At 72.9% G+C, this 26,671-nt stretch carries 26 protein-coding genes; 13 read left to right on the top strand and 13 right to left on the bottom strand.

The features are described from left to right. Positions 1–92: 92 nt before the first annotated feature. Positions 93–296, top strand: a complete 204-nt coding sequence (locus tag P8A18_RS28690; protein ID WP_306059137.1) for a hypothetical protein — start codon at positions 93–95, stop codon at positions 294–296. A 33-nt stretch (positions 297–329) separates the two neighbouring features. On the opposite strand, the gene P8A18_RS28685 is transcribed toward P8A18_RS28690, so the two are convergent. Then, entirely contained in the window at positions 330–1,259 is a 930-nt protein-coding gene (locus P8A18_RS28685) for a DMT family transporter (protein WP_306059135.1), read from the bottom strand. 204 nt (positions 1,260–1,463) lie between these two features. On the opposite strand from P8A18_RS28685, the gene P8A18_RS28680 reads away from it, so the two are divergent. Then, entirely contained in the window at positions 1,464–2,210 is a 747-nt protein-coding gene (locus P8A18_RS28680; protein ID WP_306059133.1) for an SDR family oxidoreductase, read from the top strand. Positions 2,211–2,397: 187 nt separating this feature from the next. Continuing rightward, on the top strand, positions 2,398–3,228 hold the full coding sequence (locus P8A18_RS28675) for an aldo/keto reductase (protein ID WP_306059131.1): 831 nt from the start codon (positions 2,398–2,400) through the stop codon (positions 3,226–3,228). 21 nt (positions 3,229–3,249) lie between these two features. Here P8A18_RS28675 and alc read toward each other — a convergent pair whose 3' ends face one another. Both alc and allB read right to left on the bottom strand, forming a co-directional pair. Then, positions 3,250–4,365 (bottom strand): allantoicase, encoded by a 1,116-nt coding sequence (gene alc / locus P8A18_RS28670; protein WP_306059129.1) that lies wholly within the window; start codon positions 4,363–4,365, stop codon positions 3,250–3,252. Then, complete coding sequence (gene allB / locus P8A18_RS28665) at positions 4,362–5,711, bottom strand: allantoinase AllB (protein ID WP_306059127.1); 1,350 nt, start codon at positions 5,709–5,711, stop codon at positions 4,362–4,364. Before allB ends, alc begins: the two co-directional genes overlap by 4 nt. A gap of 314 nt (positions 5,712–6,025) precedes the next feature. On the opposite strand from allB, the gene P8A18_RS28660 reads away from it, so the two are divergent. Continuing rightward, positions 6,026–6,811, top strand: a complete 786-nt coding sequence (locus P8A18_RS28660; protein ID WP_306059125.1) for an IclR family transcriptional regulator — start codon at positions 6,026–6,028, stop codon at positions 6,809–6,811. Positions 6,812–6,873: 62 nt separating this feature from the next. Here the strand turns inward: P8A18_RS28660 and P8A18_RS28655 are convergent, their stop codons facing one another. Beyond that, on the bottom strand, positions 6,874–7,554 hold the full coding sequence (locus tag P8A18_RS28655) for an ABC transporter ATP-binding protein (RefSeq protein WP_306059122.1): 681 nt from the start codon (positions 7,552–7,554) through the stop codon (positions 6,874–6,876). Beyond that, entirely contained in the window at positions 7,551–8,633 is a 1,083-nt protein-coding gene (locus P8A18_RS28650; protein WP_306059120.1) for an ABC transporter permease, read from the bottom strand. The genes P8A18_RS28655 and P8A18_RS28650 overlap by 4 nt, the downstream gene beginning before the upstream one ends. A 110-nt stretch (positions 8,634–8,743) precedes the next feature. On the opposite strand from P8A18_RS28650, the gene P8A18_RS28645 reads away from it, so the two are divergent. Further along, a complete protein-coding gene (locus tag P8A18_RS28645) occupies positions 8,744–9,946 on the top strand; it encodes a sensor histidine kinase (protein ID WP_306059118.1) in 1,203 nt (400 codons plus the stop codon). Continuing rightward, on the top strand, positions 9,943–10,575 hold the full coding sequence (locus P8A18_RS28640) for a response regulator (protein ID WP_306059116.1): 633 nt from the start codon (positions 9,943–9,945) through the stop codon (positions 10,573–10,575). Before P8A18_RS28645 ends, P8A18_RS28640 begins: the two co-directional genes overlap by 4 nt. 18 nt (positions 10,576–10,593) lie before the next feature. Here the strand turns inward: P8A18_RS28640 and P8A18_RS28635 are convergent, their stop codons facing one another. After that, entirely contained in the window at positions 10,594–10,896 is a 303-nt protein-coding gene (locus P8A18_RS28635) for a DUF5955 family protein (RefSeq protein WP_306061201.1), read from the bottom strand. A 193-nt stretch (positions 10,897–11,089) separates the two neighbouring features. Between P8A18_RS28635 and P8A18_RS28630 the strand changes: the two genes are divergently transcribed. Then, positions 11,090–11,695 carry a nucleotidyltransferase family protein gene (locus P8A18_RS28630; protein WP_306059114.1) on the top strand — a complete coding sequence of 202 codons (606 nt, stop codon included), beginning with the start codon at positions 11,090–11,092 and terminating at the stop codon, positions 11,693–11,695. Between the two features lie 148 nt (positions 11,696–11,843). On the opposite strand, the gene P8A18_RS28625 is transcribed toward P8A18_RS28630, so the two are convergent. Continuing rightward, a complete protein-coding gene (locus tag P8A18_RS28625) occupies positions 11,844–13,001 on the bottom strand; it encodes an RNA-guided endonuclease InsQ/TnpB family protein (protein ID WP_306059111.1) in 1,158 nt (385 codons plus the stop codon). Positions 13,002–13,025: 24 nt separating this feature from the next. Between P8A18_RS28625 and tnpA the strand changes: the two genes are divergently transcribed. Both tnpA and aceB read left to right on the top strand, forming a co-directional pair. Next, positions 13,026–13,454, top strand: coding sequence for an IS200/IS605 family transposase (tnpA, locus tag P8A18_RS28620; protein WP_306059109.1), 429 nt, complete (start codon positions 13,026–13,028; stop codon positions 13,452–13,454). Between the two features lie 268 nt (positions 13,455–13,722). Then, on the top strand, positions 13,723–15,342 hold the full coding sequence (gene aceB, locus P8A18_RS28615) for a malate synthase A (RefSeq protein ID WP_306059107.1): 1,620 nt from the start codon (positions 13,723–13,725) through the stop codon (positions 15,340–15,342). 58 nt (positions 15,343–15,400) lie between these two features. Here the strand turns inward: aceB and P8A18_RS28610 are convergent, their stop codons facing one another. Together P8A18_RS28610 and P8A18_RS28605 are read right to left on the bottom strand one after the other, a co-directional pair. Then, on the bottom strand, positions 15,401–16,297 hold the full coding sequence (locus P8A18_RS28610) for a sucrase ferredoxin (RefSeq protein WP_306059105.1): 897 nt from the start codon (positions 16,295–16,297) through the stop codon (positions 15,401–15,403). Then, complete coding sequence (locus P8A18_RS28605; protein WP_306059103.1) at positions 16,294–17,505, bottom strand: cupin domain-containing protein; 1,212 nt, start codon at positions 17,503–17,505, stop codon at positions 16,294–16,296. The genes P8A18_RS28610 and P8A18_RS28605 overlap by 4 nt, the downstream gene beginning before the upstream one ends. Positions 17,506–17,561: 56 nt before the next feature. On the opposite strand from P8A18_RS28605, the gene P8A18_RS28600 reads away from it, so the two are divergent. Then, positions 17,562–18,008: a hypothetical protein gene (locus P8A18_RS28600; RefSeq protein WP_306059101.1), complete on the top strand. Its 447-nt coding sequence runs from the start codon at positions 17,562–17,564 to the stop codon at positions 18,006–18,008. Positions 18,009–18,096: 88 nt separating this feature from the next. Here P8A18_RS28600 and P8A18_RS28595 read toward each other — a convergent pair whose 3' ends face one another. The 3 genes from P8A18_RS28595 to P8A18_RS28585 form a co-directional block, all read right to left on the bottom strand. Further along, a complete protein-coding gene (locus tag P8A18_RS28595; protein ID WP_306059099.1) occupies positions 18,097–20,385 on the bottom strand; it encodes a glycosyl hydrolase family 18 protein in 2,289 nt (762 codons plus the stop codon). A 210-nt stretch (positions 20,386–20,595) separates the two neighbouring features. Then, on the bottom strand, positions 20,596–21,588 hold the full coding sequence (locus tag P8A18_RS28590; protein ID WP_306059097.1) for a fibronectin type III domain-containing protein: 993 nt from the start codon (positions 21,586–21,588) through the stop codon (positions 20,596–20,598). A gap of 195 nt (positions 21,589–21,783) precedes the next feature. Then, entirely contained in the window at positions 21,784–22,467 is a 684-nt protein-coding gene (locus P8A18_RS28585) for an alpha/beta fold hydrolase (protein ID WP_306059095.1), read from the bottom strand. A gap of 60 nt (positions 22,468–22,527) precedes the next feature. Here P8A18_RS28585 and P8A18_RS28580 point away from each other — a divergent pair, with 60 nt between their 5' ends. The 3 genes from P8A18_RS28580 (at position 22,528) to P8A18_RS28570 (ending at position 24,923) form a co-directional block, all read left to right on the top strand. After that, positions 22,528–23,391, top strand: a complete 864-nt coding sequence (locus P8A18_RS28580) for a chitosanase (RefSeq protein WP_306059094.1) — start codon at positions 22,528–22,530, stop codon at positions 23,389–23,391. A 187-nt stretch (positions 23,392–23,578) separates the two neighbouring features. Beyond that, positions 23,579–23,890, top strand: a complete 312-nt coding sequence (locus P8A18_RS28575) for an SH3 domain-containing protein (RefSeq protein ID WP_306059092.1) — start codon at positions 23,579–23,581, stop codon at positions 23,888–23,890. A gap of 169 nt (positions 23,891–24,059) precedes the next feature. Continuing rightward, entirely contained in the window at positions 24,060–24,923 is an 864-nt protein-coding gene (locus P8A18_RS28570) for a chitosanase (RefSeq protein WP_306059090.1), read from the top strand. Between the two features lie 61 nt (positions 24,924–24,984). Here the strand turns inward: P8A18_RS28570 and P8A18_RS28565 are convergent, their stop codons facing one another. After that, positions 24,985–26,427 carry a nucleobase:cation symporter-2 family protein gene (locus P8A18_RS28565; RefSeq protein ID WP_371933726.1) on the bottom strand — a complete coding sequence of 481 codons (1,443 nt, stop codon included), beginning with the start codon at positions 26,425–26,427 and terminating at the stop codon, positions 24,985–24,987. Positions 26,428–26,671 lie beyond the last annotated feature (244 nt).

Here is a 26,671-nt window from a genome sequence, read left to right as displayed (position 1 = left end):
AGACCAAAGTCGCGGAAGGGGAGACTTTCGGACCCCGGGCGCAGCCCACCGGCCGACGCGTCGGCGGGGCCCGGGCCGCCAGGCTCTCCGTCATGAAGAAAATCTGCGAGACGGTCGGTTTCCTGGTCTTCGTCCAGGGGGTCACCGGGCTGCTCCACGAATGGCTCGACTGGTTCCGCTTCTTCAACCTGGTGCAGCGGCTGCCGTTCGTCGCCGATTACTCGCTGTTCGTGAGCATCGTGCTGCTGGTGGCGGGGGCGGCCGTCATGATCGCCTCGGACTCGATCAAGGAATGAGGCCGGGGCCGACGCGGTCGAGGCGTGCCCCGGTCAGGGCGCGGCCCGGTCCGCGCCGCGCCGCCCCCAGGCGGTGCCCGCCAGCACCAGCACGGCGCCCGCGACCCCGGCGACGCCCAGCCGTTCGCCGCCGATCGTGATGCCGACGGCGGCGGCCCACAGCGGTTCCGTACCGAGCAGCAGGCTGACCCGGGACGGTGAGGTGCGGCGTACGGACCACATCTGTACGAAGAACGCGAACAGCGTGCAGAACACCGACAGGAACAGCAGCCCGGCCCACTCCCGGACGCCGAAGCCGGCGGCGACGGTCCACGGCGCCTCGCCCGTTCCCGGCACGGCGGCCAGCAGGGCGAAGACGGCGACCGCGCCGCCGAGCTGGACGGTCGTCAGGGACAGCGAGTCCGCCGACCTGACGGACCTGACCCGGGCCATCAGCAGGACGTGCAGGGTCCGGGCGAAGGCGGCGGCCAGCATGAGCAGGTCACCGGCCGAGGGGCTGGTGAATCCGCCGCCCTGGGTCAGCAGCACCACGCCCGCGACGGAGAGCCCGGCGGCCGCGAGGAAGGCCCCGGTCGGCCGGGTCCGGGTCACGGCGGCCTCGGCGAGCGGGGTGAGGATCATCGTGAGGCTGATGATGAGCCCGGCGTTGGTGGCCGAGGTGTGCACGATGCCGTACGTCTCCAGCAGGAAGATCCCGCTGAGTACGAGGCCGAGCAGTCCGGCGCCGCGCCACTGGGCGGCGCTCAGGGCGCGCAGCCGGTGCCATCCCGCGACCACCAGCACGGGCAGCACGACGGCGAACCGCAGCACCAGGACGGCGACGACGGTCCGCGGTGTGGTGATGCCCTTGGCGGCCAGGTAGCTGGAGCCCCAGACCACGGCCACCAGCAGCACGGGCAGATCGGTGAGCCAGGCCCGGCGCGGCGGGGCGAGGGCGGGCACGGGGACGGCGGCGGACGACACCTGGATCTCCTGTTTCTCCGGAGGGACGGCGGGGAGACGGCACCGGCTCGCACCTGGGAACGATCACGCTACAAGGCGCCCGCGCCCCTGACGAGCCCCGGGAACCGCCGTACCGGAGTCAGCGTCCGTTTCCCGCCGGTATCCGGCCAGCCCAGCGGCTTCCCTGGTTCCTGTCAGCACGACCGGCAACGAACAGGAACCCTGATGAACAGCACCGTCAGCACCGGCCGCACCGCGCTCGTCACCGGCGGCAGCCGGGGTATCGGCGCCGCGACCGCTCTGCGGCTCGCCCGGGACGGCGCCGATGTGGCGCTGACCTACGTCCAGGACGAACAGGGCGCCCGGGAGGTCGTCCGCACGATCGAGGCGACCGGCCGGCGCGCCGTCGCCCTGCGCGCCGACGCGGCCGACCCGGAGGCCGCCGCCTCGGTGGTGCACCGGGCGGCCGAGACCTTCGGCCGGCTCGACATCCTGGTGAACAACGCGGGGATCGGCGTCCTCGGCCCCATCGGCACCCTCACGCCCGCCGATGTCGACCGGGTCCTCGCCGTCAACGTGCGGGCGGTCTTCCTCGCCTGCCGGGCAGCGGCCGAGGTGATGGAGCGCGGCGGCCGCATCATCTCCCTCGGTACGGCCCTGAGCCGGCACGCGGGCGGGCCCGGCGGCACGCTCTACGCGATGAGCAAGTCCGCGCTCTGCGGGCTGACCAAGCCGCTGGCCCGTGAGCTCGGCCCGCGCGGCATCACCGTCAACCTGGTCCAGCCCGGCGCGGTGGACACCGACCTCAACCCGGCCGACGGCCCGTTCGCCGAGGGGCAGCGCGCGGCGAACGCGCTGGACCGGTTCGGCACCACCGCCGAGGTGGCCGCACTGATCGCGTACCTGGCCGGTGCGGAGGCCGCCTTCGTCACCGGTGCCGAACTGACCGTGGACGGCGGCCACTCGGCCTGACCGTGACAGGGTGGGGGCGCCCATGACGCCCGAAGGAGCACCATGTCCGCGCCGCACGGGCTGGACGGCCGCCCGCCGCAGGGGCGGTAGCGGGCCGCCGCCCGCCCGTTCTGCCGCGTCCCCCCGCCCCGCCTACGCTGGGCGGGGGGCATCCCGCGCGACGGTGAACAGGCGAGAAGGGAAGATCATGTCCGGTATCACGGAGCACACCCTGAACGACGGCCGTACGATCCCGGCGGTCGGGCTCGGCACCTATCCGCTGGACGACGCGGCGGCGGAGAAGGCCGTGGCCGGCGCCCTGGACCTCGGCTACCGGCTCGTGGACACGGCGCTGAACTACGGCAACGAGACGGGCACGGGACGCGGCGTCGCCCGCAGCGGGGTGCCGCGCGAGGACGTCTTCGTCACGACCAAGGTGCCGGGCCGTCACCACGGCTACGAGAAGACGCTGGCCTCGTTCGAGGAGTCCCGCCGCAATCTCGGCCTGGACTACGTGGACCTCTATCTCATCCACTGGCCGCTGCCCCGGGTCGGCCTGTACGTGGACACCTGGCGGGCCCTGCTCAAGCTGCGCGAGGACGGTCTCGTGCGGTCGGTCGGGGTCTCCAACTTCACCGCCGAGCACCTGGAGCGGCTGGAGGGCGAGACGGGTGTGCTGCCCGCCGTGAACCAGATCGAGCTGCACCCCCGGCTGCCCCAGGAGGAGCTGCGGGCCTTCCACCGGGCCAAGGGCATCGTCACCGAGAGCTGGAGCCCGCTGGGGCGCGGCCGTGACCTGCTGACCGACCCGGACGTGGTGGCCGTCGCCGAGGCGCACGGGGTCTCCCCCGGCCAGGCGGTGCTGCGCTGGCACACCCAGCTCGGGGCCGTACCGATCCCGAAGTCGGCCGATCCGGGGCGTCAGCGCCAGAACCTGGACCTGTTCGGGTTCGAGCTGACGCCCGAGGAGCTGGCCCGGATCGGCGGCGGGCGGCGGCAGCGGTTCGGCGGGGACCCCGAGGTACACGAGGAGTTCTGAACCGCCCCCGGGCCCGTCGGGTCAGCCGCCGAGTTCGGCGTGGCGGGCGGCCAGCCGGGCGGCGCCGCGCTCGGTCAGCGAGCCGAAGAGGCGCAGCCGCGAGATGCCGCCGTCCGGGAAGATGTCGGCCCTGACCTGGTCGGCCCGGACCGGCTCGGGCAGCACGAAGCGGTGGTTGGTGTCGGGCTGGAGCCGGGTCCGGGGCAGCAGCTCGGTCCACGTACCGCTCCGCGCGTCGCGGGCCGTGAGCGCCGCCCAGCCCGCCGCGTTGCCCAACAGGTAGGCGGTGTCGATCTCCACGGCCCGGATCTGCGCCTCTTCGGCCAGGTGGTAGTGGATCCAGTCGTTGCCCCGGTCGCGCCTGCGGCGGGTCTCCCAGCCGTCGTCCATCTTGCGGGACCTGCCGGGCTGGATGGTGTTGGTCGCCGGGGAGTAGAAGCGGTCGGAGGCGTCCTCGACCCGGCCGCCGTTCTCCAGGGCGACGACGTCGAAGGTGGCGAGCGCGGACAGCCAGACGGGGTCGGGGGCCACCTCGCCGTACACCCGGAGCCGGGCCACGCCGCCGTCCGGGTGCTGGCACAGCCGCAAGTGGGTGAAGCGCCGCTCCACATCGACGGCGAAGCCGTTGGCCGCGTGGCCGCCGACGGCCGTACGGGGGACGAGCGTCGTCCACGTCACGTCGGGGGCGAGCAGTTCCTCCGGGGAGGGCGAGCCGGGCAGCGAGACGGCCTCGACGGAGACGGCCTGCGGGTAGTTGCCGCGGAAGTGGGCGGTGTCCACGACCAGACCGCGCACGATGCCGGGGGCGCCGAGGCGGATCAGCGCCCAGTCGTGGTCCTCGTCCGCCGGGTGCGGCCGGTCCGCGCTCGCGCCGCGCCGGCGGCGGGTCTCCCAGCCGTCCATGATCTTGCCCTTGTGCCCGAAGCGCTCCGGGTCGAAGTGCGCGGGCTCCGGCTTCAGCAGGTTCTCGCGCTGGGCGAAGAACTCGTCGTTGGCGGCGATCACGCCCGCGCCGAGCCGCCGGTCGGCGAGGTCCACGAGGTGGGTGAAGGGGTGGCCGGCGGTGCGGTAGTCGGCGTACGGGTCGCCGCCGCCGTACGGGTCGGCGTCGCCGGTGAAGTGTGCTGTCGCCGTCATGCGCGGTTGTCCCTTGTCTGGAGGCGGCCGGTGGGTTCGGCGAGGACGCCGTCGGCGGCGATGCGCACGCCGCGCAGCCAGGTGGAGCGCACCACGCCGTGCAGGGTGCGGCCGGCGTAGGCGGTGACCTGGTTGCGGTGGAACAGCTCGGCCGGGTCGACGGTGAAGGTGGCGTCGGGGGCCAGGACGGCGAAGTCGGCGTCGCGGCCGGCCTCGATGGCGCCCTTGTGGCGCAGCCCGGCCAGGGCGGCGGGGGCGGCCGACATCCAGCGGGCCACGTCGTCCAGGCTGTGGCCGCGCCTGCGCGCCTCGGTCCAGATCGCGGGCAGGCCGAGCTGGAGGGAGGAGATGCCGCCCCAGGCGGAGGCGAAGTCCGGCGTCTTGAGGTCGGTGGTGCAGGGCGAGTGGTCGGATACGACGCAGTCGATGGTGCCGTCGGCCAGCGCCTGCCACAGCGCGTCCTGGTTGGCGGCCTCGCGGATGGGCGGGCAGCACTTGAACTCGGTCGCCCCGTCGGGGACCTCCTCGGCGGTGAGGGTGAGGAAGTGCGGGCAGGTCTCGACGGTGAGCCGGACGCCCCGGCGCCGGGCGGCGGCGATCAGCGGCAGGGCGTCGCTGGAGGACAGGTGCAGGACGTGGACGCGGGCGTTCAGCCGCTCGGCGTGGGCGATGAGCCCCTCGATGGCGGTGTTCTCGGCGTCGCGCGGCCGGGACGCGAGGAAGTCGGCGTAGGCGGGGCCGCTCCGCTGCGGCGCGGACGCCAGGTGGCGGGGGTCCTCGGCGTGCACGATCAGCAGTCCGCCGAAGCCCGCGATCTCGGCCATCGACCGGGCCAGCTGCTCCTGGTCCAGCTCGGGGAACTCCTCGACGCCGGAGGGCGAGAGGAAGCACTTGAAGCCGAAGACTCCGGCCTCGTACAGGGGGCGCAGGTCCTTGACGTTCGTGGGGATCGCGCCGCCCCAGAAGCCGGTGTCGACGTGCACCTTGGGCTCGGCGACCCGCTGCTTGACGCGCAGGTGCTCGACGGTGGTGGTGGGCGGCAGCGAGTTCAGCGGCATGTCGAGCAGGGTGGTGATGCCGCCGGCCGCGGCGGCGCGGGTGGCGGTGTGGAAGCCCTCCCACTCGGTGCGGCCGGGGTCGTTCACATGGACGTGGGTGTCGACGAGGCCGGGCAGCAGGACGTCGTCGCCGAAGTCCTCGACGCGGGCGCCCGAGGGCGGCTCGGCGTCGTACGGCAGGACGGCGTCGATGGTCCCGCCGGTGACGGCGACGGCCGCGGGCCGGGTCCCGCCGGGGGTGACGACGCGCGTCGAGCGCAGTAGCAGCTTCACGTCCGTACCGGGCACCCGTGCTCCTCACTTCGCGAATTCAACGAACTGTTGAAGGAGTCTTCACTCGGGAACGCGACCCGTCAAGACCTGCCGCCGCACCCCTGGCGTCGCGCCACCCGCTTCTGGAGGTTTCCACAAAGTAGAAGGTTCATTTCGGAGTGCGGAACGTAGAATGGGCCAGAGGCGGCGTCGCCGGACCGCCGCACGGCCTGCGGACACCCGGACAAACGGGCGCTGACCGGCCATGACGGCCCCCGTCGGCAGTGGGCCGATCGGGAACGGCCCGATAGGCTGCTGCCTTGCTCCTCCGCTTCGAAAGGACCGTTGACGTGCCGCCGTCCCACGCCAGCACTTCCGACTCCAAGCCCGCCGGTTCCAGCGGCGGTGTGCAGTCCCTTGAGCGCGCCTTCGATCTGCTGGAGCGGATGGCAGACGCGGGGGGCGAGGTCGGCCTGAGCGAGCTCTCCGCGAGCAGCGGGCTGCCGCTGCCCACGATCCACCGGCTGATGCGCACGCTGGTCGTCTGCGGTTACGTACGCCAGCAGCCCAACCGGCGTTACGCGCTCGGCCCCCGCCTGATCCGGCTCGGCGAGTCCGCCTCCCGGCTGCTCGGCACCTGGGCCCGCCCGTATCTGGCCCGGCTGGTCGAGGAGACCGGCGAGACGGCCAACATGGCGCTGCTCGACGGCGACGAGATCGTGTACGTGGCGCAGGTGCCGTCCAAGCACTCGATGCGCATGTTCACCGAGGTCGGCCGCCGGGTGCTGCCGCACTCCACGGGCGTCGGCAAGGCGCTGCTGGCGCACACCCCGCCGGAGGAGGTGCGCGCGCTGCTCGCCCGGACGGGGATGCCCGCCGCCACCGAGAAGACGATCATCACCCCGGACGGCTTCCTGGAGGCGCTCGACCAGGTCCGCCGGCTGGGATACGCGGTGGACGACAACGAGCAGGAGATAGGGGTCCGCTGCCTGGCGGTCCCGGTGCCCAACTCCCCCACCTCGGCGGCGATCTCGATCTCCGGCCCGGCGGGCCGGGTCACCGAGGCGGCCACCGAGCGGATCGTGCCGATCCTCCAGCAGGCCGCCAGGGAACTGTCCGACGCACTGGCCGGCTGAGCCACGGCGTACGAGAAGGGGCCCGGAGCGAGCGCGCTCCGGGCCCCTTCTCGTCCCCGGCGTCAGGCCGGGACCTCCGCCGTCAGCCGGCCGTCGAGCATGGTGACCGTGTGGTCCATGCGGTCCAGGTGGGTGCGGTCGTGGGTGACCAGGACCGTCGCCGTGGACCGCTGCCGGGTCAGCGTCACGAGGAGGTCGAGGACGGCCGCGCCGCGTTCGTGGTCGAGGGCGCTGGTCGGCTCGTCGACGAGCAGGAGCGCCGGGTCGTTCATCAGGGCCCGCGCGATGTTGATCCGCTGGCGCTGCCCGCCGGACAGCTGGTGGGGCCTGCGGCCGGCCTGGCCGGCGAGGCCGACCGCGTCGAGCAGTTCGAGCGCCCGGGAGCGGGCGGCCTTGGCCGGGCGGCCCGACAGGTGCGTCATGACCTGGAGCTGTTCGGCGGCGGTCAGCGAGGGCAGCAGGTTGGGCTGCTGGAAGACGATGCCGATCCGCTCCCGGCGCAGCGCCGCCTTGTCCGCGCGCCCCAGTCCCGCGGTGTCCGTACCGGCGACGACGACCGCGCCCTCGTCGGGGGCGACCAGTGTCGCGGCGACCGCGAGGAGACTCGACTTGCCGGAGCCGGACGGGCCGACGACGGCGGTGAGGGTGCCGGCGGGGACGTCGAGCGCGACGCGGTCCAGGGCGGTGAGGCGCCCGTCGCCGTCCGGGTAGGTGAGGGTGACATCGGTGAGCGTGAGGGTCATCGGGCACTTCCGAGCGCGGTGAGCGGGTCGACGGAGGTGATCCGCCGGATGGACAGGGCGGCCCCGGCGGCGCCGAGGACGATGAGCACGGCGGCCGGGACGAGGACGGTCGCCGTGTCCAGGACGAAGGGCACGGCCCCGCCGGAGACCAGGGCGCCGATGCCGGAGGCGAGCGCGGTGCCGAGCCCGGTGCCGGCGGCGAGCATCACGACGGCCTGCCCGAGCGCGTCCCTGAGCAGATACGGGGTGGAGGCGCCCAGCGCCTTGAGGACGGCGACGTCACCGCTGCGCTGGATGGTCCAGACGGTGAAGAACGCGCCGATGACCAGGGCGGAGATGGCGAAGAGGAAGCCGCGCATCAGTTGCAGGGAGCCGTTCTCGGCCTGGTAGGAGCCGATGGCGGTCAGTGAGTCGTCGAGCGTGAGCGTGCGGGTGCCCGCCGCCTTGTCGCCCGCTGCCAGGTCGGCGCCCGAGGTGGTGGTCAGGGCGATGACGGTGGCGTCGCCACCCGCGCCGCCGCCGGTCTTCTGCCAGTCGGCGAGCGCGGTCCACACGACCGGTGTGTGGCTGTAGGAGGCGTCTCCCGCGACGGCGGCGACGGTGACCTCCTGGCCGCCGATCCGCAGCCGGTCACCTGCGTGTGCGGCCAGCTCGTCGGCGCCGCCCTCCGAGAGGACGACCTCGCCCGGCGCGACCCGGGTGCCGGGGGGCGTCAGCCCGCTGCCGGGCTCGACCCCGAACGCGGAGACGGCCGCCGTACGCTTCCCTCCGTCGGCGGCGGCGTTCAGGGTGCTGATGCCGAGGGGCTGCGCGGACTCGACGCCGGGCCGGCCGGCCCAGTCGCGCCAGGCGGACTCCTCGACGGCCGAATCGGTGAAGGACACCGACCGGCCGTCGGGCGGGGCGGCGAACGCCAGGTGGTCGGCGTTCAGCCCGGTGACGGCCGAGGTGTTCTCCCGGGCCAGTCCGGCCGTCAGACCGGACAGCAGGCCCACGAGCAGCGTGATCAGGACCACGACCGTGCCCATGAGGGCGAACCGGCCCTTGGCGAACCGAAGATCTCTCCATGCGACGAACATGACTCCAGCGTCCTTTTCCCCGGCCCCGGAAACATCGCCCGCGAGCTGGTGCCGACATCAACCTTTCGATTGACCGGCCCCGGGCGGCCCGCGCCTACGCTGGACTCATCATGGAAACGCGCGCTCATCCCCCGGTCGCCGCCGCGCTGCGGCTGTGTCTGCACGGCCTCATGCTGGGCCTGCTGGCGCTCGCCGCCGCCAAGGCCGTCAGTGACGGGCAGGCGCACCCCGGCGCGGTGATCGTGGCCGCCTGCGTGCTGGCGGCGGTGTACGTGGCGGGGGCCGCGGCCCCGTTCGTGCAGCCGGGGACGCGGGCGGGCGCGGCGTGGCTCGCGGTGCTCGGCGTGCTGTGGGCGGCGCTGCTGGTGCTGTCGCCGGACGCGCTGTGGGTGGCCTTCCCGCTCTACTTCCTCCAGCTGCACCTGCTGCCGATCCGGTGGAGCCTGCCGGCCGTGGCGGTCACGGCGGCCGCCGCCATCGCGAGCTTCCTGCTGCACGGGCAGGCGGTGACACCCGGCACGTTCATCGGCCCGCTGCTCGGCGCGGCGGTCGCCGTCGCCACGGTCCTCGGGTACGAGGCGCTGTTCCGGGAGAGCGAGCGGCGCCGCGAGCTCATCGAGGAGCTGGTGGCCACCCGGGCGGAGCTGGCCGAGGCGGAGCGCGCCGCGGGGACCCTCGCCGAGCGCGAGCGGCTGGCCCGGGAGATCCACGACACCCTCGCCCAGGGCCTGTCCAGCATCCAGCTGCTGCTGCGCGCCGCCGAACGGACCCTGCCCGAGGACGCGCCCGCCGCCGCCCATGTGCGCCGGGCGCGCGAGGCGGCGCAGGACAACCTCGCCGAGGCCCGGCGCTTCGTCCGCGCGCTGACCCCGCCCGATCTGGAGAACGGTTCCCTGGCCGCCGCCCTGGAACGGCTCTCGGCCCGTACGACCACACCCGCGCTCACCGTGCAGTTCGCCGTGAGCGGGACACCGGTCGAGCTGCCCACGCCGTACGAGGTGGCGCTGCTGCGGACCGCGCAGTCGGCGCTGGCCAACACCGTGCGGCACGCCGGGGCCCGGCGGGCGGAGATCACGCTGAGCTTCATGGACACCTCGGTGTCGCTGGACGTGGTGGACGACGGCCGGGGCTTCGGGCCGGAGGCCCCGGCGGGCGGTGACACCGGGTCCGGGGGCTTCGGCCTGCCCGCCATGCGCTCCCGGGCCCGTTCGCTCGGCGGCACCCTGAGCGTGGAGTCGGCGCCCGGCCAGGGCACCGCCGTCGCGCTGACGCTGCCGCTCCCCGTCGGCCGGACCGGGCAGGACGCGGCATGAGCACCCCGATCAGGCTGCTGCTCGCCGACGACCACCCGGTGGTGCGCGCGGGGCTGCGGGCCGTACTGGACACCGAGCCGGACTTCCGGGTCGTCGCCGAGGCCGCCACCGCCGAGGAGGCGGTGGCGCGTGCCGCGGCGGGCGGGCTGGACGTGGTCCTGATGGACCTCCAGTTCGGCTCCGGCATGCACGGCTCGCAGGCCACGGCTGAGATCACGGCGGCGCCGGACGCGCCCCGGGTGCTGATCCTGACGACGTACGACAGCGACGCGGACATCCTGGCGGCGGTCGAGGCGGGTGCGGCGGGCTATCTGCTGAAGGACGCGCCGCCCGAGGAACTGGCCGCGGCGGTGCGTACGGCGGCCGCCGGCCGCTCCGCCCTGGCGCCCGCCGTCGCGCACCGGCTGATGGACCGCATGCGGACCCCGGCCCAGGCGCTCACCAAGCGCGAGCTGGAGGTCCTGCAACTGGTCGGCGAGGGCCTGTCGAACGCGGAGATCAGCAAGCGGCTCTTCCTCAGCCAGGCGACGGTGAAGTCCCATCTGGTGCACATCTACGCCAAGCTCGGCGTCGATTCGCGCACCTCCGCCGTCGCCGCGGCGACGGCCCGCAGGCTCATCCGCCGCTGACCTCAAGCCCGTTCCCCGTCAGCGGCGCGGCGGCTCGCCGAAGAGGTCGACGGCGACGCGCACGTCCCGGAGGGCCGACGCCAGGGCGCTGACCGAGCCGATCGCCCCCGCGATCAGCAGCAGCGAGCGGCGGAGCCGGGGGATCTCGGGCACCCCGCTGAGCGCCATCGCGTCCAGCGCCGCGAGTTCGTCCTCGGCGATGGCCCGGTCGGGAAACCGCGCGGGGTGTCCGGCCAGGGCCCGCCGGAGCCGGGAGACCGCGGTACGCAGCTCCGCCACTCTGGGGTCCTCACCGCTGCCGGTCACCCGCTCCTGCCCCACGCTCTTCAACAAAGCTCCCCCTCGCACATCCTTGTGCCAGTGTTTCGACCGGGCCCCGTACCGTGGTCAAGTGTCCGGGGGTGCGGGCAAGTTAACGCCATGAAAGGTGTCGGGCGCCACTCCGGGGACGTAACACACGCCGTACGGGTGGCGAGCCTGGGCGGGAGCGGCCGCCATGGGGTATCCAGGCGGCATGACAAGCACACCGCATGCCCCCGTCGTCGCCGGACTGCTGCTCGCCGCGGGTGGCGGACGCCGGCTCGGCGGCCGCCCGAAGGCCCTGCTGGAACACCGCGGCGGCCTGCTCGCCGACCACGCGGTGCGCTCCTTGCGCGAGGGCGGCTGCGGGCCCCTGCATGTGGTGCTCGGCGCGGCGGCGGGCGAGGTGCGGGCCAGGGCCGCTCTGGACGGCTGCGCGGTGACCGTCAACGAGGAGTGGACCGAGGGCATGGGCTCCTCCCTGCGGGCGGGGCTCGGCGCCCTCGCGGACACGGGCGCGGACGCGGCGCTCGTCCTGCTGGTCGACCAGCCGGGCATCGACGCGCGGGCGGTGGCCCGGGTGCGGGCCGCGTGCCGGGACCGGACGAGCCTGGTGGCCGCCTCGTACGCGGGGGAACGCGGTCATCCGGTGCTGTTCGGGGCGGATCTGTGGGCGGACATCGTGGCGGGCGCGGTGGGCGATCAGGGGGCGCGGGCCTATCTGCGGGCGCACCGCGACGCGATCACGCTCGTCGAGTGCGCCGATGTGGCACAGGCGTACGACATCGACACCCCGGAGGACCTGACACACCTGGAGTGAACACACTGGCACGGTGCGCCAGCACCGCTCCACTTCTGTCGAGCCGGAGAATCTCGACATCAACAAACCAGTCAACTACCCGGCCCTAAGGGCCAGGCTTGGAGGTAGAGCCCGACTGGCTGCCGGGTGGGCTCCTCCGTCCAGCACCCTAAGCGGGTCCAGGGGCGCGTGACTCCGCCCCGCTTCGCCACAACTCCAGCGCTCGCGCGCGGACGTTGCGGGAGCCATTGCGGTCGGCGTGATCAACGAATCCGCACGACCGGCATGCGAACCGTCCCTGAGAGACACGGTTCAGCTTGTCTGTGTGCCCACACTCCGCGCACGTGCGGGAGGTGTAGGCGGGATCGACGAACAGGACGGGCACTCCGGCGCGGCGCGCCTTGTACTCCACGAACCGTCCGAGCTGGGCGAAGGCCCAGGAGTGCAGCGCGACCCGTTGGGGCTTGCGGAGCCGTACCCGTTGGCGGATACCGGCAAGGTCTTCCATGCCGATTCCGCGTCCGGTGCGTTCAGCCTCGGTCACGATGCGCTTGGCGATGATGTGGTTGGCCCCGGTCGCCTTGCGCTGCTCCTTGCGGCGCTGCCGCCTGAGGAGCCGCTTGGCGGACTTGGTGCCCTTCTTCTGGAGCTTGGCCCGCAGGGCAAGCTGACGCTTGCGGTAGCGGTTCAGCTCACGTCCGGCGTGGATCTTCCCGTCGGATGTGGTGGCAATGTTGACGATGCCGAGGTCCACGCCGAGGAAGTCTGCCGGCTCATACCGCTCGGCCTCGGGGACCTCGCACGTGGCGATCAGGAACCACACGCCGTCGCGGTGCACGAGATCGGATTCGCCCTTGCGGTGCTCGGCCAGGAGCTTGCGGGCCTGCCCGGAACAGGCGAACCGCACCCCGCGCACGCGCCCGCCCGTGGTCCAGATGGACACGGTCTGCTCGTCCACCTTCCAGGACAGACACCGGTCGTCGTACGGCTGCGCGGCATCGGGCCGGAACGTGACCGGCTTCGACTCGGCCCTGGCCCGGCGCTTCGAGCCCGGCCTGCCAAGGTTTCCCGCCCGGATGTTCGCCCGCAGGGTGGTGTAGGCATCGGCGACCTTCCGCAGCACGTGCAGCGCGGGCTGAGCCGACAGGCCCCACGTCTTGAGGTCGTGGTAGGCGAAGCCCTGCAACGCCTTACGCGAGGTCTCACCCCGCCGGTGCCCCTCACCGGAAAGCCAGTTCGCCGCATCGTTCGCCGTGCGCAGGGTCGCCTCAAGCGCCGACGCCACCTCGGGCGACGGCATGAGCTTGACCTGCACCACGACCTTCATACGGATCACCGTAGCATCGTGTCTATGTCACCGAGATGGGAACCAAACCCGGACATCCGCAGAGGCCGCAGCGTCGTCCACACCCTCCACGCGCATCTGGTCTTCGTACCGAAGTACCGGCGCAGTGTCTTCACCGACGAGATCCTGACCAGGTGCGAGGAGATCATGCGGGAGGTGTGCGCCAAGGCCAACGCCGAGCTACGCGAGTTCAACGGCGAACGCGACCACGTTCATCTCCTGGTCCACTACCCGCCGCAGGTCAAGCTCTCCGCCCTGGTCGGCTCCCTCAAGGGCGTCTCCGCGCACTACCTGCGCAAGGAACACGCCGACCACATCCGCAAGTACCTGTCGGGCGAACACTTCTGGTCGCCGTCCTACTTCGCTGCCTCCGCAGGCGACGCACCGCTCGCCCTGGTCAAGGAATACATCGAGAACCAGAAGCGGCCAGACTGACCGCCACACCCGCAGGCGCAGCGAACTCCGACGCTCCGCGTCTCCGGGCCGAGGAAGCAATTCCTCCCGAGCCCCAAAGGGCCGGGATTCCTCGCTAGAGCATGTTGAACTTCCACCATGAGGAAACTACTATCCACTGGTCAGAAGCCCTCTGCACCTCAGACGGCGGCCACAGCCGTATCCCGGAGCCCTGGCACGCCGTGCCGTTAGGGGCGGCCCGGCGGCCGTGGGACGCCGTCCGCACCGCCCGCTGAAGGAGTGACAGCTCATGTCCGCACCAGCGCCGTCCTCGCTGGCCATCGTCGATGCCGAGCCCCTGCCCCGGCAGGACGAGGTCCTCACCCCCGCGGCCCTCGCGTTCGTGGCCGAGCTGCACCGCCGGTTCACGCCCCGGCGCGACGAGCTGCTCGCCCGCCGCGGCGAGCGCCGTGCCGAGATCGCCCGCACCTCCACGCTGGACTTCCTGCCCGGGACCGCGGCGATCCGTGCGGACGACTCCTGGAAGGTCGCCCCGGCCCCGGCCGCGCTGAACGACCGCCGGGTGGAGATCACCGGTCCGACCGACCGCAAGATGACCATCAACGCCCTGAACTCGGGCGCGAAGGTCTGGCTCGCCGACTTCGAGGACGCCTCCGCCCCCACCTGGGAGAACGTCGTCCTCGGCCAGCTCAACCTGATGGACGCCTACAACCGGTCCATCGACTTCACCGACCCGAGGTCCGGCAAGTCGTACGCGCTGAAGCCGGCCGACGAGCTCGCCACCGTCGTCACCCGCCCCCGCGGCTGGCACCTGGACGAGCGCCACCTCCAGCTCGACGGCACCCCGGTGCCCGGCGCACTGGTCGACTTCGGGCTCTACTTCTTCCACAACGCCCAGCGCCTGATCGACCTCGGCAAGGGCCCGTACTTCTACCTGCCGAAGACGGAGTCGCACCTGGAGGCCCGCCTCTGGAACGACATCTTCGTCTTCGCCCAGGACTACGCCGGCATCCCGCAGGGCACCGTCCGCGCCACGGTCCTGATCGAGACGATCACCGCCGCGTACGAGATGGAGGAGATCCTCTACGAGCTGCGCGACCACGCCTCCGGGCTGAACGCCGGCCGCTGGGACTACCTCTTCTCCATCGTCAAGAACTTCCGTGACGGCGGCCCCAAGTTCGTCCTGCCGGACCGCAACGCGGTGACGATGACCGCCCCGTTCATGCGGGCGTACACCGAACTCCTCGTTCGCACCTGCCACAAGCGCGGCGCCCACGCGATCGGCGGCATGGCGGCCTTCATCCCGTCCCGCCGCGACGCCGAGGTCAACAAGGTCGCGTTCGAGAAGGTCAAGGCCGACAAGGACCGCGAGGCGCACGACGGCTTCGACGGCTCCTGGGTCGCCCACCCCGACCTCGTCCCGATCGCCATGGCCTCCTTCGACGCGGTCCTCGGCGAGAAGCCGAACCAGAAGGAGCGCCTGCGCGAGGACGTCTCGGTCGCGGCCGGCGACCTGATCGCCATCGACACCCTGCACGCCAAGCCCACCTACGAGGGCCTGCGCAACGCCGTCGCGGTCGGCATCCGCTACATCGAGGCCTGGCTGCGCGGCATGGGCGCGGTCGCCATCTTCAACCTGATGGAGGACGCGGCCACCGCCGAGATCTCGCGCTCCCAGATCTGGCAGTGGATCAACGCGGACGTGGTCTTCGAGAACGGCGAGCACGCCACCGCGGAGCTGGCCCGCGAGGTCGCCGCCGAGGAACTCGCCGCGATCCGCGCCGAGACCGGCGACGAGGCCTTCGCCGCCGGCCAGTGGCAGGAGGCCCACGACCTCCTCCTCCAGGTCTCGCTGGACCAGGACTACGCGGACTTCCTGACGCTCCCGGCGTACGAGCGGCTGCGCTGACGCGTTCCGCCGCCTGCCCCGCCCCCGGTGTACGTCTCCGGGGGCGGGGCTCGCGCGTTCACCCGGTGCGGATCGAGGTGACCTCGTGGACGAGCGCCGCGCTCGTCGCCGGTCCGTTGCAGGTCAGCTGGTTCGGCGGGGCGCGGTGCGCGGTGACCTCGACGTCGTAGGGGGTCGCGTGGGGCGGGGGGCCGGTGACGCGGATCAGCCAGTGGGGGCCGGCCCGGGAGGTGCCGGTGACCGTGTAGTCGTGCCGGCCGGCCGGGCCGAACCGGGCGAGCACGGCGGCGACGGCGGCCTGCTGGGGCGGGAGGAGGTCGGTGTAGCCGCGCAGGTGGCCGGGGTGGACGCGGCCGGCGAGGTGCTGTTCGACCACGGCGAGGGAGGAGGGGGCGTCGAGGCCGCCGTAGTAGACGCCGTCGGGTGCGACGAGGACGTTGGCGGCGAACCGGTCGCCGCCCACGTGGGTGCACTCCCACACCAGGTCGGGCCACCGCTCGCTCAGGGCGCGGGCCACCGGCCGGCCGCGTACGGCGCAGCAGGTGTCGTGGCGGCCGTGGGTGCAGACGAGGACGACGGGCGGGTGGCCGGGCTCTCCGGGGGCACCCAGCGCGGCGGCCGCCCGCGCCAGGTCCTCGTCGCGTTCCCAGGTGCCCCACTGCTGGCGGTGGCCGCCGGTGCCGTCGTACCGCAGTACGGCCCAGCGCCGGGGGCCCGCTTCCTTGTCCCGGCGGCCGTGGCGCCTGATGAGGAGCACCCGGGCCCGCACCGCCCGCGCCGCTTCGAACAGGAGGGTCCTGACGCCGGGTTCGAGGGCGAGGCCGTCGAAGCCGTTGGCCGGCCAGGCGCCCCCGTACTCGACGAGGACCCAGACCAGGCCGTACGGGGCCGTGCCGGTGAGCGCGTCGCCGCGGGCGCGGGCGGCGTCGGCGCAGAGGAAGCGTTGCGCTCTCACTGAGCGGCCGGCACGAGGACGCCCGCGCGCAGCAGCCTCCGCGCGCAGGCGAGGCCGAGGTCGCCGGCGGTGCGCACGTCGCCGGCGAGCAGGCGGGTCAGGGCCGGCAGATCGGTCTCCGGGAAGTCGAGCCACCCCACGCGGGTCATCAGCCGCCGGTCGTGCAGCCGGGCTTCCAGCGCGTCCCGAAGCCGGACGGGTGTGGCGGGCGCCAGGTGGTCGACGGCGGTGAGCTGGGCCAGCGGCCCGAGCGGTCCGGGGCGGGCCCCGCCCCGGCGTGCGCGGTGGAACCCGGGGGCGGGGTCGGCCTCGCCGACGGCCGCGAGGAGGCGCGCGCGGACCGGGGCGGTCACGTCGTCCGGTCCCGCCGCGCCCAGCGGCAGGGAGCCGCGCGTCCACGGGTCGTCGCGCAGCTCCGAGAGCGCGGCGCGCATGAGCTGTTCGGCCAGGGCGTAGCGCGTCCAGGCGTGGACGCCGAGCGTCAGGTGGACGGAGACGGCGCCCTGTGCCTCGGCGGCGTGGAGCCAGCCGCGCGGCAGGTAGAGGACGTCGCCCGGTTCGAGCACGGTGTCGAGATACGGCTCGCCCTGCGCGGCCTCGGCGACGGCCTCCCGGTGATCGGTCCAGGGCTGGTCGCGCAGCGGGTCGGGGTGCACGGGCCGGTGGACGATCCAGCGCTTGGTGCCCTCGATCTGGAGGACGAAGACGTCGTGGACGTCGTAGTGGGCGTCGAACCCGCGGTTCTGCGGCGGGGTGACGTAGGCGTTGGCCTGCACCGGGTGTCCCAGTTCGGCGGCCAGCCGGGCGGTGAGGTCACCGACGGGCGCCCAGGTACGCTGGAGCGCTTGCAGGACGAGGGTGGCGCCGTCGGCGAACTCCCGCCACAGGGCCGTGTCGTCCACTTGGTCGGCGATGGTGGCGCCCACGCCGGCCGGTGCGGTGAACGACGCGTCGGGAAGGGTCGCGCCGTTCTTGGCGACGCGGAGGAACGGCGTGCGCAGGCCGCGCCGCGAGACGAGTTCGTCCACGGCTCCGGCGGAGAAGAGGTCGGAGAAGTCACTGGCGCGGCGGGTGAGAAGCGCCGTGCGCGACCAGATGTCGCGGGCGAATTCCTCCCGGCTCAGGCCGGTGGTCAGACGTGTTTCCAGGACCCCGGGGCGCGCCGTCGCGGCGCCGGGGTCCTGGGGGCCGGCCGGGGAGGGGCTCAAGAACCGGTGCCGGACGAGCCCGCGCCGCCGTCGGCGCCACCGTCGGCCCCACCGTCGTGGACACCGGGCGTACCGGCGGCACCACCATCGGCCGGACCCTCGGCCGCACCGTCCGCACCACCGTCATGCACGCCCGGCGTACCCGCCGCACCACCATCGGCCGGACCTTCGGCCGCACCGTCCGCACCACCGTCATGCACGCCCGGCGTACCCGCCGCACCACCGTCCGCCGGGCCCTCCGCGCCGCTGTCCGCGCCACCGTCGGCACCGCCATCGGCGCCGCCGTCGTGGACGCCCGGCGTACCGGCCGCGCCCCCGTCCGCCGGGCCCTCCGCGCCGCTGTCGGCGCCTCCGTCCGCGCCGCCGTCGTGGACGCCGGGGGTGCCCGCCGCACCGCCGTCCGCGGGGCCTTCCTGCTGGTTCGGGTCCTGCTCGGGGCTGGTCATATTTCCTCCCGCGCATCGAGCGGCTGGGGCCGGGCCGCATACCGGGCCCGGTTCTGACGCACGGCGGTGCCACCGGGGCACCGCCGTGACCAGCCTACCGCCATGGGCGGTAAGTCTCGATTTGAGGGAAATTACCTGATACGGGCTACTTCAGCCCGTTGTCCAGGGCACCCATCAGCGTTCCCTGGGGGGTGTCGCCGGACATCTCCCAGACCATGACGCCGAGCAGGCCCTTGTCCTTCACGTAGTCGGTCTTCTTGCCGATGGACCAGGTGTCGTCGAAGGACCACCACTGGTTGCCGGTGTATCCGTACGTCGATATGGACTGCTCGTCGTGATGGACCGTCATCGTCGGGTAGGCGCCGATGAGGTTCGAGTAGCCCCGGGTGCCGGCCTCCTCCGCGAACTGGCCGGGGGCCGCGCCACCGGCCGGCTGCCACTCGCCCGCCGCGCCGCCGTCGGTGACGTTCTGCCAGCCCCGGCCGTAGAACGGAATGCCGAGGGTCAGCTTGCGGGGCTCGACGCCCGCGTCCGTGTACGCCTTGATGGCGGTGTCCGCGCTGAAGTGGAAGTCGTACGGGTCCTGGTCGTCGTTGTAGAGGTTGGCCTGGTGTCCCGTGCGGTCCGGCTCCCAGGAGTTGTCGCTGCCCGAGCCGTGGAAGTCGTAGCCCTGGACGTTGGCGACGTCGAGCGAGTCGAAGACCTTGGACAGGTCCCAGCCCTCGTCGATCTTCTGCGGGTCGGCGGGGGTGAAGGCGGTGAGGAGGCGGTGGCCGCCGCCGAGGGCGTCGAGCTGCTTGCGGAACTCGGCGAGCAGCAGGGTCAGGTTGTCCTTGTCGTCGGGCGAGTAGTGGTTGCCGGGGTGCCCGGTGCCGGTGCCCGGCCACTCCCAGTCGATGTCGAAGCCGTCGAAGATGCCGGCGGCGGTGCCGGGGCCGCCCGCGCCGCCGTACTCGGGCAGGTTGCCCTTGATGTACATGTCGATGCAGGAGGAGACGAACTTCTTGCGGGCGGCGTCGGTGGCGGCGACGTCGGAGAAGTACTTGGAGTAGGTCCAGCCGCCGAGCGAGACCACGATCTTGAGGTCGGGGTGGAGCTGCTTCAGCTTCTTCAGCTGGTTGAAGTTGCCGCGCAGCTTGCCCCAGCCGTCGTCGGCGACCCCGTCCACGGACTGGGCGGCGCTGAAGGGGCGGGCGTAGTCGGCGTCTGCGTCACCGGCTCCGGTCCCCTGCTCCGGGTCCTGGGGGTCGGCGGTGGTGCCTTTGGTGACGCCGTTGAGGCAGGTGAGGTTGTTGGGATCGATGTTGGCGAAGGCGTAGTTGATGATGTCGAGCTTGTCGGCGGCGCCGGAGTCCTCCAGGTTCTTGACGAAGTACTGGCGGCCGTAGATGCCCCACTGGACGAAGTAGCCGACCTTGGCGTAGTTGCCCGCGCCGACGATGTCGTCGGTCTTGACCGTGAGGGCGTTGCTGGCGGGTGAGGCGTTGTCGGCGGGGTCCCTGGCCTTCACGGTGAAGGTGTACGAGGTGGAGGGCGACAGGCCGCCGATGGTCGCGGTGGTCGTGGTGCCGGAGACGGTGGTGGCCGGCTCGGAGCCCCGGTAGATGTCGTAGGCGGCGACCCGCTGGTTGTCCGTCGCGGCGGTCCAGGCGAGCGTCACGGACGAGGAGTCGGTGGCGGTGGAGTGCAGGGCGCCGGGGGCCGTCGGGGCGGAGGTGTCGGTGGCCGGGTCGACGGTCGTCACGGTCAGCGGGGCGCTCTCGGCGGAGACGTTGCCCCGGGTGTCCTTGGCCCGGACGGTGAAGGCGTAGGCGGTGGCCGGGGTCAGGCCGGTGACCGTGGCGCCGGTCGTCGCGGTGGCGGAGCCCACGACCTCGCCGCCCGCCAGGATGTCGTACGAGGCCACGGGGAAGTCGCCCGCGGTGGCGGCCGTCCAGGACAGCGAAGCGGTGCGGGCGGTGACATCGGTCCGCGTCAGACCGCTGGGCGCGCCCGGCGGCGCGTCGGCGGACCCGTCGCACTTGTCACCGTTGACCCGGCAGCCGGCCGGCGCGGCGATCGGCCCGGTCGCGACGAACCAGAAGCTGTACGGCTCGGTGGAGCTGTGCGCGGCGACCGTGCCGTTGTAGTGGGCGTTGACCGCGGTGATGTGACTGCCCTGGGCGGTGACGGTGCCGTTGTACGAGGAGTCGATGGCGACCCCGGCGGGCAGGTCGAACTCCAGGCTCCAGCCGGTGACGGCGGTGTCGGTGTCGTTGTGCAGGACGTAGGTCCCCTTCCACCAGGGGCCGTTGTCGGCCGAGGTGAAGGTCGCCGTGAGCTTGCCCGCGGCGTGCGCGGGGACGGCCTGCAGGGACAGGAACGTGAGGAGCAGTCCGAGAACGGCGAGCAGTGCGGTCGCCGTTCTCCGTCTGAGTGGCATGTGCTCGGACATGGTTCTCCCTTGAGGCAGGGACCGGTGAGGCGGTCCTCGGGGAGGTGCGGATGGCGTTTCCATGGAGCACAGGGGAAAGTAATTGGTCTGGACCAAGTCGTCAATAGGTACAGACCACTTACGGTCGGCCGGGCGGACGGGCCCCACACGCCCGGCCCTCACGCGTCCGGTACTCACCGTCCGGCTCTCACGCGTCCGGCACGCGCGCCGTCAGTCGCCGAGGACGACCGTGCGCACCGCCGAGAAGTCGCCCCACTTGCCGTCCGGCAGCTTGGCGCGGATCTTCATCGCGTAGCGGGTCCCGCGCGGGTCGGTGACGGTGAGCCGGTAGTTCGCCCGGCCGGTGGGCGGCTCGCCTCCCCAGACGATCGTGGTGGTCAGCCGGCCGTTCAGGTAGAGCTGGTACGCCGGGATCGCGCCGCCCGTTTCGGGCTGCTCCCAGTCCAGGTCGACGGCGTACGCCTTGCCCTCGGCCTTCGCCGTGACCCGCAGGTCCGTGGGGGCGGTCGAGGCGGGGGCGCCGGGGGCGGAGGCGGTGGTGATGTCGATGGCGTTGCTGTCGGGTGACGAGGTGTCGGCCGCGTCGCGGGCCCGGACGGTGAACGTGTAGACCGTGCCGGGGCGCAGCCCGGTCAGCCGCGCGGTGGTCCGCGTACCGGGCACGCTGTGGATGCGCGAGTCCTCCTGGTAGATGTCGTACGCGGTGACCCCGACGTCGTCCGTCGAGCCGCCCCAGGACAGGGTCGCGGCCCGGCTGCCGTCGGCCTTGCCGCGCAGTTTCACCGGCCGGGTCGGGGCCTCGCGGTCGGCGGGGGTCGGGGCGGGGGTGGTGACGGAGGCGGCGGAGCTCGGCGCGGAGAGGTTGCCGGCCGCGTCGCGCGCGCGGACGGTGAACGTGTAGGCGGTCGAGGCGGCGAGCCCGTCGATGTCGATCATCACCCGGCTCGCCGGCACCGACTTGACCTTCTCGCCCTTGCGGTAGACCTCGTAGCCGGTGACACCCGTGTCGTCCGTGGCCGCCTCCCACATGACGTGCGCGGAGGTGGCGCTGCTCGCCTGCGCGGTCACCCCGTGCGGCGCGGTGGGCTTCTCCGTGTCCGCCGGGTCTTCGGAGCCGCAGGCGGTCAGGGCGGCGAGGAGCAGGGCGGCGGAACAGGCCAACGCGGCAGGCGTGTGGGGGGATCGCACGGTCTTGCCTTCCATCCGGCAGCAATGGTCCAGACCTGTATCGCACGGGGTGGGGCCCGCCGACAAGAGCACGGAGCGGAACCTTCCGCAATGTGCCGGTGTGCGCCCGCCCCCGCACCGGCCCGTCCGGGTGGACCGGGCGGACCATGCGCAAGGGCGGGCGCACACCGGCTGGTGGCCGGGCGGCCGAGCCGGGCGCCGGCGGGGGCGTCAGCTGGTGAAGAACTCCGTGATGCGCTGGGCGACCTGCTCGGGGTCGGCCTCGTGCGGACGGTGGCCGCCGCCGAGGGTGACGAGGTGGCAGTCCGGGATCATCGACGCCATGTCCTGGAGCCGGGCCTGCGGCATGGTGCTGCCCGGCCCGCCGGCGAGCATGAGCGTGGGGGCGACGATCTCGCCGAGCCCCTCGGCCCAGGCGGGATCGGGGTCGGCGAGCTGGGCGCCGACCGCCGCGAGCGCGGCCTCGTCGTAGTCGACCGGCCCGCCCGGCGGGACGGCGGGGCCCGCCGCGCCGGGGAACGGCGCCGGGGTCTCCACCAGCACCAGCCGCTCCACCCGGTCGGGGTGCTCCTGGGCGAGGAGGTGGGCGACGACCCCGCCCATCCCGTGGCCGACGACCCCGGCCCGGTCCAGCTCGCACGCGTCGAGGAAGCCGAGGACGTCCTCGCACATCTCCTCGAAGTCGTAGGTGTCGGGCCAGTCGCTCTCCCCGTGGCCGCGCAGGTCGATCGCGTACACCCGCCATTCCCGGCCCAGCAGACTCCCGGCCGCCTCCCAGCTCGCGGCGCTCGCGCCGAGACCGTGCAGCAGTACGACGGGCGAGCCGAACGGGTCGCCCCAGGTCCGGTACGCCAGCCGCACATCGCCGACATCCACCACAGACTGATCTTCCATGCCCCCGACGCTACCGCCGAATGCGCCGGGCCCCGTCCACCGGCCTGGCAGTCTGGTCCGGTGAAGCTCACCCCGCGTTCCCTGGCCACCTCCCTCGCCGCCCTCCTCCTGACCGTCACCGCGCTGTCCGGCTGCACCGGGGGCGGACCCGGCGGCTCGTCGGCCAAGGGCTCGAAGGGGCCGGGCCTGGCCGATCCGGTGAAGAAGGACATCGCCATGCAACTGGTGTCCAGCGCGGAGAACTCGACGCTGGACTGGAAGGCGCAGTACGGCTACATCGAGGACATCGACGACGGCCGCGGCTACACCGCGGGCATCATCGGCTTCTGCTCCGGCACCGGGGACATGCTCGGCGTGGTGGAGCGGTACGCGGACTCCCGGCCGGGCAACGCGCTGGAGCGGTTCCTTCCGGCGCTGCGGAAGGTGAAGGGGAGCGACGCGCACACGGGGCTCGGCCGGGCGTTCACCCGGGCCTGGGCCGCAGCGGCCGGTGACGCGGAATTCCGGGCCGCGCAGGACGCCGAGCGGGACCGGTCCTACTTCGACCCGGCGGTGGAACAGGGCAGGGCGGACGGTCTGGGCGCGCTGGGGCAGTTCATCTACTACGACGCCTACGTGATGCACGGGGGCGGGGACGCGGAGGGCACCACCGGCTTCCGCACGATCCGCCGCCGGGCGCTCGCCGAGGCCGACTCCCCGGCGGAGGGCGGCGACGAACTGTCCTATCTCGACGCGTTCCTCGACGCCCGCGTCACCGCGCTCCGCGAGGAGCCCGCGCACAGCGACACCAGCCGGGTCGAGACGGCCCAGCGGGTCTTCCTGCGCGAGGGCAGGTTCGGCCTGGAGACCCCGCTGCGCTGGAAGGTGTACGGCGACAGCTACGTCATCGAGGGGCCCGGCCGACCCGGGACTCCGGCTTCGTAAACCCATGCCCGACCGGCGCGCGAGGCATTGGCCGCGCGACCTGTGTGCGCCGGTGCGCACCTGGTACGACCTGCTCTTTCCCGCCCGTGTGACAGCGGGAGGCGGCCCGTGACCCGGGCGCCGCCCGGTCCGTTGAGGCGGGCGGACGGCTCACGCGCCGTGGGCCGGATGACCGAGGAGCATGCGCATGATGAAGAAGATCCTGCTGGCCGCGACGGCGCTGGCCGCCGGTCTCGGGCTGGCCCTCTCCCCCGCCGCCCAGGCCACCCCTCAGACCCCGGCCCGGCATCACGTGGCGGCGGCGCCGACCCTCGTCTGCACGGTCAACGACAACGGGGTCAACTTCCGTGGCGGGCCGGGAACGGACTACCCGGTGCTCGGCCAGGTCAACCGGGGCCAGAACCTCGACTACCGGGGTCAGCAGGGCAACTGGGTGATGGGCGACCTGTGGGGCGGCCCGACCGGCGTCTGGATCCACGTGGCCTACCTGAACTGCTGAACCGTCCCGCACCACCCCGCGCCGGACGCCCTCCTCGTCCGGCGCGGGGTTTCCGTACGGCCCGCAGGCTCTCAACTCCGGTCTGCCGCAGGGGTGTACGAGCCCGCCCACCCCTGATAGGAAAGCTTCCTAACAGAACAGCCGGAACGACGAACTCCCTGGAGGACAGGTGTACGCTCCCCACAAGCGCACCGCACGTCGCACCACTCGGTCCCTGCGCGTCGGGCTCCTCGCGCTCGGGCTCACCCTCACAGCGGTGCCCGCCACCGCCTTCGCAGGCACCGCTCCCGCCTCCGTGGCGGCCCACCGCCAGGAGGCGGCCGTGACCGGGCTCGACGATCCCGCGAAGAAGGACATCGCCATGCAACTGGTGTCCAGCGCGGAGAACTCGACGCTGGACTGGAAGGCGCAGTACGGCTACATCGAGGACATCGGCGACGGCCGCGGCTACACCGCGGGCATCATCGGCTTCTGCTCCGGCACCGGCGACATGCTCGACCTGGTGGAGCTGTACACACAGCGCGAGCCGGGCAACGTACTGGCCGGATACCTCCCCGCCCTGCGGGACGTGGACGGCGGCGACTCGCACGACGGCCTGGACCCGGGCTTCCCCGGCGCCTGGGAGACGGCCGCCCAGGACCCGGCGTTCCAGCAGGCCCAGAACGACGAGCGCGACCGGGTGTACTTCGACCCGGCCGTGGGCCGGGCCAAGAGCGACGGGCTCGGCACACTCGGCCAGTTCATCTACTACGACGCCATCGTGATGCACGGCGACGGCGGCGACAGCACGAGCTTCGGCTCCATCCGGCAGCGCGCCCTGGCGCGGGCGGCGACCCCGGCGCAGGGCGGCGACGAGGTGGCCTACCTCGACGCCTTCCTGGACGCGCGGGTCTGGGCCATGGAGCAGGAGGAGGCCCACTCGGACACCAGCCGGGTGGACACCGCGCAGCGGGTCTTCCTCAGGAACGGCAACCTGAACCTGGACCCGCCGCTCGACTGGCAGGTCTACGGCGACAGCTTCCACATCGGCTGAGCCGCGCGGTGGCGCGTACGGTCACGGCCGTACGCGCCACCGGCCGCCGGCGGCCGGTCCGTCAGTGGGCGGCCGCCTCCACCGCCCCGGCCGGGTCGTGGCCGCCGGGCGCGGTCCCTGCCTCCGGCCTGCGGCCCAGGTGGTTGAAGGCGAGGTTCAGGACGATCGCCACCACGCAGCCGGTCGAGATCCCCGAGTCCAGGACGACCAGGAGGTCCTTCGGGAAGGCGTGGTAGAAGTCCGGCGCCGCGATCGGTATCAGTCCGACGCCGACGGCCGCGGCGACGATCAGCGCGTTCTCGCCCTTCTCCAGGGCGGCGCCGGCCAGGGTCTGGATACCGCTGGCGGCGACCGAGCCGAACAGCACGATGCCCGCGCCGCCGAGCACGGGCAGCGGGACCAGGGCGATGACGGACGCGGCAACCGGGACCAGGCCGAGCAGGACGAGGATGCCGCCGCCCGCGGCGACGACGAAGCGGCTGCGGACCTTGGTCATGGCGACCAGCCCGATGTTCTGGGCGAAGGCGCTGCACATGAAGCCGTTGAACAGGGGGCTTACGGCGCTGCCGAGGGTGTCGGCGCGCAGGCCGCCCTCGATGGTCCGCTCGTCGGCCGGGCGGTCGACGATCTTGCCGAGGGCCAGCATGTCCGCCGTGGACTCGGTCATGCAGACCAGCATCACGATGGACATCGAGACGATCGCGGCGATCTCGAACTGCGGCGCCCCGAAGTGGAACGGAGTGGGGAAGCCGACCACGTCGGCATCCCCGATGGCACCGAAGTCCGTGATGCCGGTGGGGATGGCGATGAGGGTGCCGGCGACGAGTCCGAGCAGGATCGCGATCTGCTGGAGGAAGCCGCGCAGGAGCTTGCGCAGGGCCAGCACGATGACCAGGGTGACCGCCGCCATCGTGATGTTGGTGGTGGAGCCGTAGTCGTGGGCGGCGGCGTTGCCGCCCTGGGACCAGTTGAAGGCGACCGGCAGCAGCGAGACACCGATCAGGGTGATGACGGTGCCGGTGACGACGGGCGGGAAGAACCGGACCAGCTTGCAGAAATAGGGGGCGAGGACGAAGCCGAGCAGGCTCGCGACGATGATCGCGCCGAAGATGACGGCGATGCCGTCGTGCCCCCGGTCCTTGCCTATCGCCACCATCGGGGTCACCCCGGCGAACGAGACGCCGTTGACGAACGGAAGCCGGGCGCCTATGCGCCAGAAGCCGATCGTCTGGAGCAGGGTGGCTATGCCCGCGGTGAACAGGCTCGCCCCCATCAGGAAGGCGGTCTCCTTCGGGGTGAGGCCCACGGCGGGCCCCACGATCATCGGCGGGGCCACCACGCCCGCGTACATCGCGGCCACGTGCTGGAGGCCGCTGGTGAACATCCTCAGTGGGGGGAGCGTTTCGTCGACCGGATGCTTCCGGTCGGACGGGGCCGTCACCGGCTCGCCGTCGGGGTGGGCGGTCGCACATGCGTCGTTGCGAAACCTGGGCGTGGCTGCCACAGCGGTTCCTCCGGTCGGGTACACGTCTGCGGTGACGTGGGTGTCAGGGAGGTGGTACCGGGGCCGGTCCGCCGGACCGGGCCGCGGGTGATGCGGTGATGCGGATGGGGCAGGTCGTGCAGCTGGTGCGGCAGCTTTGATCGCCGGTACGGGAGGCGCGTGCGTCTGGGCAGCGCCTCCCGTACCGGTTGCCGCGGACCCCGCTCGGGTTCGCGGCGGCCGGCCGAGGGCCGTCCCCCTCGTC

The organism is Streptomyces sp. Mut1 (assembly GCF_030719295.1).
Taxonomy (GTDB): Bacteria; Actinomycetota; Actinomycetes; order Streptomycetales; family Streptomycetaceae; genus Streptomyces; species Streptomyces castrisilvae.
Note: the sequence above shows the minus strand (reverse complement) of the source record. Positions and strands in the feature narration are given on the sequence as shown.